At 69.0% G+C, this 9,080-nt stretch carries 10 protein-coding genes and 1 pseudogene; 10 read left to right on the top strand and 1 reads right to left on the bottom strand.

The window, feature by feature from the left end; all coding sequences use genetic code 11:
* The 3 genes and pseudogenes from AOK11_RS36065 to AOK11_RS36055 form a co-directional block, all read left to right on the top strand.
* Window positions 1-337 (top strand): annotated as a pseudogene (locus AOK11_RS36065) (site-2 protease family protein); the annotation flags it as partial.
* Window positions 338-426: 89 nt separating this feature from the next.
* Window positions 427-1,329 (top strand): tRNA (adenine-N1)-methyltransferase, encoded by a 903-nt coding sequence (locus tag AOK11_RS36060; RefSeq protein WP_055597854.1) that lies wholly within the window; start codon window positions 427-429, stop codon window positions 1,327-1,329.
* A 208-nt stretch (window positions 1,330-1,537) separates the two neighbouring features.
* Complete coding sequence (locus AOK11_RS36055) at window positions 1,538-2,116, top strand: hypothetical protein (protein ID WP_055597855.1); 579 nt, start codon at window positions 1,538-1,540, stop codon at window positions 2,114-2,116.
* Between the two features lie 124 nt (window positions 2,117-2,240).
* Here AOK11_RS36055 and AOK11_RS36050 read toward each other — a convergent pair whose 3' ends face one another.
* On the bottom strand, window positions 2,241-2,546 hold the full coding sequence (locus AOK11_RS36050; RefSeq protein WP_055597853.1) for a ferredoxin: 306 nt from the start codon (window positions 2,544-2,546) through the stop codon (window positions 2,241-2,243).
* 261 nt (window positions 2,547-2,807) lie between these two features.
* On the opposite strand from AOK11_RS36050, the gene arc reads away from it, so the two are divergent.
* From arc to prcA, 7 genes are all read left to right on the top strand, one after another.
* A complete protein-coding gene (gene arc / locus AOK11_RS36045) occupies window positions 2,808-4,574 on the top strand; it encodes a proteasome ATPase (protein ID WP_055597852.1) in 1,767 nt (588 codons plus the stop codon).
* Between the two features lie 235 nt (window positions 4,575-4,809).
* Window positions 4,810-6,321 (top strand): depupylase/deamidase Dop, encoded by a 1,512-nt coding sequence (dop, locus tag AOK11_RS36040; RefSeq protein ID WP_338058964.1) that lies wholly within the window; start codon window positions 4,810-4,812, stop codon window positions 6,319-6,321.
* A gap of 156 nt (window positions 6,322-6,477) precedes the next feature.
* The gene (locus AOK11_RS36035) at window positions 6,478-6,693 is read left to right on the top strand and encodes a ubiquitin-like protein Pup (protein ID WP_055597850.1); all 216 of its coding nucleotides are present in this window, start codon (window positions 6,478-6,480) and stop codon (window positions 6,691-6,693) included.
* A gap of 92 nt (window positions 6,694-6,785) precedes the next feature.
* Complete coding sequence (locus AOK11_RS46520; protein WP_338058966.1) at window positions 6,786-6,998, top strand: hypothetical protein; 213 nt, start codon at window positions 6,786-6,788, stop codon at window positions 6,996-6,998.
* Window positions 6,955-7,302 carry an endonuclease VII domain-containing protein gene (locus AOK11_RS46515; protein WP_338058965.1) on the top strand — a complete coding sequence of 116 codons (348 nt, stop codon included), beginning with the start codon at window positions 6,955-6,957 and terminating at the stop codon, window positions 7,300-7,302. The genes AOK11_RS46520 and AOK11_RS46515 overlap by 44 nt, the downstream gene beginning before the upstream one ends.
* Window positions 7,254-8,099, top strand: coding sequence for a proteasome subunit beta (gene prcB / locus AOK11_RS36025; protein WP_055597849.1), 846 nt, complete (start codon window positions 7,254-7,256; stop codon window positions 8,097-8,099). Before AOK11_RS46515 ends, prcB begins: the two co-directional genes overlap by 49 nt.
* Window positions 8,100-8,174: 75 nt before the next feature.
* The gene (gene prcA / locus AOK11_RS36020; RefSeq protein ID WP_055597848.1) at window positions 8,175-8,978 is read left to right on the top strand and encodes a proteasome subunit alpha; all 804 of its coding nucleotides are present in this window, start codon (window positions 8,175-8,177) and stop codon (window positions 8,976-8,978) included.
* Window positions 8,979-9,080 lie beyond the last annotated feature (102 nt).

The following is a 9,080-nucleotide window of genomic DNA, read 5'->3' as shown; positions in this document are numbered from 1 at the left end:
CCTCTCCGAGGCGCTGCGCCGCGCCAACGCCGCCGGAGCCCGCGCCCTCGTCGTCGTCGACGCCGACGGCACCCCCCTGTCCCTGGTGCGCGAGGCCGCCATCGTCGGCGTACCCGAGCACCGCCGCCCCTGGGTCGCGGTCAGCGGACTGGCCCAGGACCTCACCGACGGCATGCGCGTCTCCGCCGAGCTCGCGGGGGAGGAGCTCCTGGAAGCCCTGCGTGCCGCACCCGCCACCGAGTACCTGGTCGTCGAGGCGACCGGCGAGATCTACGGCGTCCTGTCCGCGGCCGACGTCGAGCGCGCCTTCGTCAAGGCCATGGCCCGCCCCGCCTGACGCCCGCCGCCCGAAGGCCGTTCCGCCCGCCGCCCGCCCTCGGCCTCCGGGTGGTCAGCGGCCCCTGCCGGGACCGGTAGGCTGGTCACATGTCCGAACCGACCGGTGCCGCCCGCCGCCGTGGGCCCTTCAAGGTCGGGGACCAGGTACAGCTGACCGACCCCAAGGGCCGCCACTACACGTTCACGCTCGAGGCCGGGAAGAACTTCCACACCCACAAGGGTTCCTTCCCCCACGACGAGCTGATCGGCGCACCCGAGGGCAGCGTTGTCCGCACCACCGGGAACGTCGCCTACCTCGCGCTGCGCCCCCTGCTCCCCGACTACGTCCTGTCCATGCCCCGCGGGGCAGCCGTCGTCTACCCGAAGGACGCGGGGCAGATCCTCGCCTTCGCCGACATCTTCCCCGGCGCCCGCGTGGTGGAGGCCGGTGTCGGCTCCGGCTCCCTCAGCAGCTTCCTGCTGCGCGCCATCGGCGACCAGGGCATGCTGCACAGCTACGAACGCCGCGAGGACTTCGCCGAGATCGCCCAGGCCAACGTGGAGCGCTACTTCGGCGGCCCGCACCCCGCCTGGCAGCTCACCGTCGGGGACCTCCAGGACAACCTGTCCGACACCGAGGTCGACCGCGTCATCCTCGACATGCTCGCCCCCTGGGAATGCCTGGAGGCGGTCTCCAAGGCGCTCGTCCCCGGCGGCATCCTGTGCTGCTACGTCGCGACCACCACCCAGCTCGCCCGGACCGTCGAGTCCATCCGGGAGATCGGCTCCTTCAACGAACCGACCGCCTGGGAATCGATGATCCGCAACTGGCACATCGAAGGTCTCGCCGTCCGCCCGGACCACCGGATGATCGGCCACACCGGCTTCCTGCTCACCGCCCGCCGGCTCGCCGACGGCGTGGAACCCCCCATGCGCCGCCGCCGCCCGGCCAAGGGCGCCTACGGCGAGGACTACTCGGGACCCAACGCCGACGCGGGCACCGCGCGCTGACGCGACCCGCCACCCCGACAACGCACGAGCGCCGTGGCGCAGTTCCCCCCTTTGCACCGGGAACTGCGCCACGGCGCTCTGCCGTTGACGCGACGGGAAGGGGCGGGGCCCTGCGGCACGACTCCGCACCCCGCCGTTCCCCCGCACTGTGACGTGTGGCACGATGCTGGACACCCCACCGGCACAGCTCTCACAGGAGACGCTCCTCGTGCAGTCACCCGCCGTCCCGGAGCTCGCGCACACGCACACCCGCCCGATCCACTGGGTCGCCACCGCCACGGCCGTCGCGGGCGTGGTGGCGTTCTCCTCCCTGATGCAGCCCGGAGCCGCGACGGCGGCCCAGACACCCGCCCCGGAGACGAAGAGCGCCCCGGTGCACATGGCACCCCCCGACCCGGCGGCCGTCGAGTTCCCGCTCGAGTGCGGTCCGGTGGACGTGGTGGTCAAGAAGCACGCGGCCGGTGACCTGGACGGCGACGGCCGGCCCGAGACGGTGGCGGCCGTCCACTGCGACGCCTCCATGGGCACCCCGCCCGACGGCATGTACGTGCTGACCCAGGCGGCCGGGGCCGACACGCCTCGCGTGGTGGCCACCCTCGTCGATCCCGAGGACCGCACCAACGTCGACGACTTCGCCGTGCGCGACGGCGAGATCACCGCGGCGCTTCTCGGCTACTCGTCCACCGACGTGCCCCGTTGCTGCCCCGACGTGCGCGAGAGCGCGAAGTGGCATTGGGACAACGGGGTGTTCACACGCTCCGAGCCCTCCGGCGCCCGGAGCGTGTGAACCCGGCGCGGGAGCATCTCGCGCAACTCGGGGCACACGCCCCGGCGCACGCCCACGCGCGCACTCCGGAGCGCCGGAGAGCGTGCGAGGAAACGGGCAGCGGTGACGAACGGTATCGAACCGGTTACTCCGCGTCCGGCCCGTACACCTCCACGCCGTCCGCCACGCGACGCACGTGGATGCACTCGCCCGGACACTCCTTCGCGGAATCGACCACGTCCGAGAGGATCGGCAGCGGCACACGCGTCGCCGCCCCCGGGGCCTGCAACAACTCGTCGTCCGAGCCCTTCACGTACGCCAGCCCGTCGATGTCCAGCTCGAACACCTCGGGCGCGTACTGCGCGCAGATGCCGTCGCCGGTACACAGGTCCTGGTCGATCCAGACCTCCAGGGTTTCGCCCTCGACGCCGGCCTCCTGCTGCACGCTCATCTCTCCTGCCGTCTCCCCGTGTCCCGGTCTCCCGCCCCGAACCGGACGGGAATCCGGCCAGCTCCGACGGGTGTTGAACACATCGACCCTACCTCCGCCGGGATTCCCGCCACCCTCGGTGGGTATTCCCCTGGCGTGAGGGAGAGCGCAAGGGTGAAGATCGGACACACCCCGACCGTCTTTGTGATCTAGGGGTTTCAATCGACACCCGCCCAGGTAGGGTCTGGAAGCGTCCAGCTCCCCTTGGAGGAGGTGAGGACCGTGGCAGCCCACGACGACGACATGAACCGCGGCATCCGCCCGGGACGCGGGTCCGAGGACCCGGCCGGGCAGATTGCCTACCTTGAGCAGGAGATCGCCGTCCTGCGCCGCAAGCTCGCCGACTCTCCGCGACACACGAGGATTCTCGAAGAGCGGATCGTCGAGCTGCAGACCAACCTGGCCGGCGTGTCCGCCCAGAACGAACGACTCGCCGGCACGCTCCGCGAGGCCCGCGACCAGATCGTGGCCCTCAAGGAGGAGGTCGACCGGCTCGCACAGCCCCCGGCCGGCTTCGGCGTCTTCCTCATGGCGAACGAGGACGGCACCGCCGACATCTTCACCGGCGGTAGAAAACTCCGGGTGAACGTGAGTCCCGGCATCGATCTCGACGAGCTCCGGCGTGGCCAGGAAGTGATGCTCAACGAAGCGCTCAACGTGGTCGAGGCCATGGAGTTCGAGCGCGTCGGCGACATCGTCACCCTCAAGGAGATCCTCGAGGACGGCGAACGGGCACTCGTCCTCGGCCACACCGACGAGGAACGCGTGGTCCGGCTCGCCGAGCCGCTGCTGGGCATCACCATCCGCCCGGGCGACGCGCTCCTGCTCGAACCCCGCTCCGGGTACGTCTACGAGGTCGTCCCCAAGAGCGAGGTCGAGGAGCTCGTCCTCGAAGAGGTCCCCGACATCGGCTACGAGCAGATCGGCGGCCTCGGCAACCAGATCGAAGCCATCCGCGACGCCGTCGAGCTGCCCTACCTCTACCCGGACCTGTTCAAGGAGCACGAACTGCGTCCGCCCAAGGGCGTCCTGCTCTACGGCCCTCCCGGATGCGGCAAGACGCTCATCGCCAAGGCCGTGGCGAACTCGCTGGCGAAGAAGGTCGCGGAAGTGACCGGAGCGGCCGCCGGCAAGAGCTTCTTCCTCAACATCAAGGGCCCCGAGCTCCTCAACAAGTACGTCGGCGAGACCGAGCGGCAGATCCGCCTCGTCTTCCAGCGGGCCCGCGAGAAGGCCAGCGAGGGCACCCCCGTCATCGTCTTCTTCGACGAGATGGAATCCCTCTTCCGCACCCGCGGCTCCGGCGTCAGCTCCGACGTGGAGAACACGATCGTCCCGCAGCTCCTCGCTGAGATCGACGGCGTGGAGGGCCTGCAGAACGTGGTCGTGATCGGCGCCTCCAACCGTGAGGACATGATCGACCCCGCCATCCTGCGGCCCGGCCGGCTCGACGTGAAGATCAAGATCGAACGTCCGGACGCCGAAGCGGCCAAGGACATCTTCGGCAAATACCTCACCCAGCGCCTCCCGCTGCACGGCGACGACCTCGCCGAGCACGGCGGCGACCGGGGCACGACGGTCCAGAGCATGATCCAGAGCGCTGTGGAACACATGTACGCCGAAACCGAGGAAAACCGCTTCCTGGAGGTCACCTACGCCAACGGGGACAAGGAAGTCCTCTACTTCAAGGACTTCAACTCCGGCGCCATGATCGAGAACATCGTCGGCCGCGCCAAGAAGATGGCGATCAAGGACTTCCTCGAAAAGGCCCAGAAGGGCCTCCGCGTCTCCCACCTCCTCCAGGCCTGCGTGGACGAGTTCAAGGAGAACGAGGACCTGCCCAACACCACCAACCCCGACGACTGGGCCCGGATCTCCGGAAAGAAGGGCGAGCGGATCGTTTACATCCGCACCCTCATCACCGGAAAGCAGGGCTCGGACACGGGACGCTCCATCGACACGGTGGCGAACACCGGTCAGTACCTGTAAAAGACAGGGCGGCTGCGGGTGCCCTCGACGGGTACCCGCAGCCGACTGTTTTCTGCAGTCACCACCGGAACACAGCAATGACGCAAATGATCTCCCCACCAGCGCAAAGGCGTTCTAGGCTCTTCGGTACCGCCGAGTCGCACAGTGCGGGGACGGGCACCGCACACGCACCGGAGCGCCAGCGGTACTTGAGCAGCGCCCCCGACCGGGGACGCCGCCGGGCAAGGAGGGCCGCATGACTGTACGGCGAGTAATGGGCATCGAGACGGAGTACGGGATCTCCGTCCCCGGCCACCCCAACGCCAATGCCATGCTCACCTCGTCCCAGATCGTGAACGCCTACGCGGCGGCGATGCACCGGGCCCGCCGGGCCCGCTGGGACTTCGAGGAGGAGAACCCGCTACGAGACGCGCGAGGCTTCGACCTCGCTCGCGAGGCCGCCGACTCCAGCCAGCTCACCGACGAGGACATCGGCCTCGCCAACGTCATCCTCACCAACGGCGCGCGACTCTACGTCGACCACGCACACCCCGAATACAGCTCCCCCGAGGTCACCAACCCCCGCGACGCCGTCCTCTGGGACAAGGCCGGCGAGCGGATCATGGCCGAGGCCGCGGAACGGGCCGCCGCGCTCCCGGGCGCGCAGCCCATCCACCTGTACAAGAACAACACCGACAACAAGGGCGCCTCCTACGGCACCCACGAGAACTACCTGATGAAGCGGGAGACGCCCTTCTCGGACATCGTCCGCCACCTCACCCCGTTCTTCGTCTCGCGCCAGGTCTTCACCGGCGCAGGACGCGTCGGCATCGGCCAGGACGGCCGCGAGCACGGCTTCCAGCTCAGCCAGCGCGCGGACTACTTCGAGGTCGAGGTCGGTCTCGAGACCACGCTGAAGCGCCCCATCATCAACACCCGCGACGAACCCCACGCCGACGCCGAGAAGCACCGCCGGCTCCATGTGATCATCGGTGACGCGAACCTCTCCGAGATCTCGACCTACCTGAAGCTCGGCACGACCGCGCTCGTGCTGTCGATGATCGAGGACGGCTTCATCGCCGTGGACCTCGCGGTCGACCAGCCCGTACGGACGCTGCACCGGGTCTCGCACGACCCCACTCTGAAGCGGCTGGTCACGCTCCGCAGCGGCCGTACACTCACCGCCGTCCAGCTCCAGATGGAGTACTACGAACTCGCCCGCAAGTACGTCGAGGAACGGTACGGAGCCGACGCCGACGACCAGACCAAGGACGTCCTGGCCCGCTGGGAGGACACCCTCAACCGCCTGGAGAACGATCCCATGAGCCTGGCCGGCGAGCTGGACTGGGTCGCCAAGCGGCAGGTCATGGAGGGCTACCGGCGCAGGGACGATCTGGACTGGGACGCGGCCCGGCTGCACCTCGTCGACCTCCAGTACGCCGACGTGCGGCCCGACAAGGGGCTCTACAACCGTCTGGTCGCCCGCGGCAGCATCAAGCGGCTGCTGGACGAGACGGAGGTCGAGCGGGCCCGGACGAAGCCGCCGGAGGACACCCGCGCCTATTTCCGCGGACGCTGCCTGGAGCAGTACGCGGACGACGTCGCGGCGGCCTCCTGGGACTCGGTGATTTTCGATCTGCCGGGCCGGGACTCACTCCAGCGGGTTCCAACCCTGGAACCACTTCGCGGAACGCGTAATCATGTCAAGGAGCTCCTGGATCGCTGCCGCACGGCAGAAGACCTGGTCAGGGTGTTGTCCGGCAACTGAGCCGGCCCGCACGACCGGGCCGCCGGACAGGGTGGAAAGTCCGGCGGAAGGGAATCATCGAGGTGGCCGCCGTACGTTGGAGGAACTGCGGGGCCCATGTCGGATCCTGCTTGTAGGGTCTGATCAAGAACGTCGAACCGAGCGGGGTGAGGGGTTATGGCGACCAAGGACACCGGCGGCGGACAGCAGAAGGCGACGCGTTCCACCGAAGAGGTCGAGGAGGCGCCCGAGGCGCAGGTATCCGAAGACCTCAAGGAGCGCCAGGAGCAGCTGAGCGACGACGTGGACGACGTCCTCGACGAAATCGATGATGTGCTCGAGGCCAATGCCGAGGACTTCGTGCGAAGCTTCGTGCAAAAGGGTGGGCAGTAAAGGCCGACTCAGTCACTTCACCTTTGAATCGAAGATTTCAGGGGGAAGGGTGGCTGGCGGGTCGAACGTGAAGCAGTGCAGGAAGTGCAAGCGTGAGCTTCCTGCCGCTGTATTCGCGCGTGACAGGAATCGGCGTGATGGCCTCCCGGTGCCGCCGGGAGGCCATCGGGGAAACCGTGCGCGAGAAGGTGGACCTCCCGGCGGGGTGCAAGCTCTGCCGGACGTGCGGCGAGAGCGAACCGCACGGTGAGTGGCACCGCGATGCGACCGCGTCCGACGGTCTCTCGACGCACTGCAAGGCATGAAGGGCGGTCCAGGGGGCGGCAGGACCACCTGAAGTGCCGGTACGGCATCACCGAAGCCGAGCGCGACGAACCGGTCGCCTCGCAAGGAGGCGCCTGCCGCACAGGTTCGTCCGCCCCCGCCGCACAGGTGGATCACTGCCACAGGACGGGTAGGGTCCGTGGCGTACTGTGCTTCAGCTGCAATGCCGCGCTGGGGCAGTTCAAGGACCGGCCCGATGCCATAAGGCGGGCTGCCGCTTACGTGGAAGGAATCGCGTGGAAGCCAACACTCGTAGCACCGGGCGTCTGCCGGCTGCCTTCCTGACCCCCGGGTCGTCGTCCTTCATGGACTTCCTGTCGGAGCATCAGCCGGAGATGCTCCCGGGGAAGCGGCAACTGCCGCCCACTCAGGGCGTGATCGAGGCGCCGCACGGGACCACGATCGTCGCCGTGAGCTTCCCCGGCGGTGTCGTGCTCGCCGGTGACCGCCGGGCCACCATGGGCAATGTCATCGCCCAGCGGGACATCGAGAAGGTGTTCCCCGCGGACGAGTACTCGGCGGTGGGCATCGCCGGCACGGCGGGGCTCGCCGTGGAGATGGTGAAGCTGTTCCAGCTGGAGCTGGAGCACTTCGAGAAGGTCGAGGGCGCGCAGCTGTCCCTGGAGGGCAAGGCGAACCGGCTGTCGACCATGATCCGGTCCAACCTCGGGATGGCGATGCAGGGCCTGGCCGTGGTCCCGCTGTTCGCGGGCTACGACGTGGACCGGGAGAAGGGGCGGATCTTCTCCTACGACGTCACGGGCGGGCGTTCGGAGGAGAAGGGGTACGCGGCCACCGGTTCCGGGTCGGTCTTCGCGCGCAGTGCCATGAAGAAGCTCTTCCGGGACGGTCTGAACGAGTCCGAGGCGACCACCCTGGTGGTGCAGGCCCTGTACGACGCCGCGGACGACGACTCGGCGACCGGCGGCCCCGATGTCGCCCGCCGGATCTACCCGATCGTCACGGTGATCACCGAGGACGGCTTCCGCCGGCTCACCGAGGACGAGGCGTCCGGGATCGCCCGGTCGGTGCTGGAGCGGCGGCTGGAGCAGCCGGACGGTCCGCGCGCCGCGCTGCTGTAGGGCACGCGGTTCGTTGGTGACGGCCCTTCACCCAGCCTCCATCCAGTGACTTCGACAGAAAGGGACGGTTGACCCGTGTCGACGCCGTTCTATGTCTCACCCCAGCAGGCGATGGCCGACCGGGCGGAGTACGCCCGCAAAGGGATCGCACGCGGCCGCAGCCTGGTCGTGCTGCAGTATGCCGACGGCATCGTGTTCGTCGGCGAGAACCCGTCCCGTGCGCTGCACAAGTTCAGCGAGATCTACGACCGGATCGGCTTCGCCGCCGCCGGCAAGTACAACGAGTACGAGAATCTGCGGATCGGCGGCGTGCGCTACGCCGATCTGCGGGGTTACACCTATGACCGGGACGACGTGACCGCCCGGGGCCTGGCGAACGTGTACGCGCAGACCCTGGGCACGATCTTCTCGAGTGCGGCGGAGAAGCCGTACGAGGTGGAGCTGGTGGTGGCCGAGGTCGGCGAGACCCCGGAGGGCGACCAGATCTACCGGCTGCCGCACGACGGTTCCATCGTCGACGAGCACGGCTCGGTGGCGGTGGGGGGCAACGCGGAGCAGATCAGCGGCTATCTGGACCAGCGGCACCGGGACGGCATGACGCTGGCCGAGGCGCTGGCGCTGGCGGTGCAGTCGCTGTCGCGGGACACCAACGGCAGTGAGCGGGAGATTCCCGCGGAGCGGCTGGAGGTGGCGGTGCTGGACCGTACGCGGCCGCAGCAGCGGAAGTTCAAGCGCATCACCGGGCGGCAGCTGGCGCGGCTGCTCGCGGCCGACGGCGCGGAGACGGCGTCCGAGGCGGAGGCCGATGTGGAGGCGGAGGACGAGGCGGGAGGCGCGTCCGGGGGTCCGTCCGAGGGCACTCCGGGGGACAAGGAGTAGAACCGGCCGGCACCCGTCCCGTTCGGGTGAGGCGGTGGGTCTGTACGGCCCGGTGGGGGTGTGCGTCCGCGGTGCGGGCGGACACCCCCACCGGGCCGTACA

It is taken from the genome of Streptomyces hirsutus (genome assembly GCF_001418415.1).
In the GTDB taxonomy this organism is placed as follows: domain Bacteria; phylum Actinomycetota; class Actinomycetes; order Streptomycetales; family Streptomycetaceae; genus Streptomyces; species Streptomyces hirsutus.
This window is presented reverse-complemented; position numbering and strand designations above follow the sequence as displayed.

Coding starts and splice junctions, on each gene's coding strand:
- AOK11_RS36060 (WP_055597854.1), top strand. CDS start 427: ATGTCCGAACCGACCGGTGCCGCCCGCCGCCGTGGGCCCTTCAAGGTC.
- AOK11_RS36050 (WP_055597853.1), bottom strand. CDS start 2,546: ATGAGCGTGCAGCAGGAGGCCGGCGTCGAGGGCGAAACCCTGGAGGTC.
- dop (WP_338058964.1), top strand. CDS start 4,810: ATGACTGTACGGCGAGTAATGGGCATCGAGACGGAGTACGGGATCTCC.
- AOK11_RS36035 (WP_055597850.1), top strand. CDS start 6,478: ATGGCGACCAAGGACACCGGCGGCGGACAGCAGAAGGCGACGCGTTCC.
- AOK11_RS46515 (WP_338058965.1), top strand. CDS start 6,955: ATGCGACCGCGTCCGACGGTCTCTCGACGCACTGCAAGGCATGAAGGG.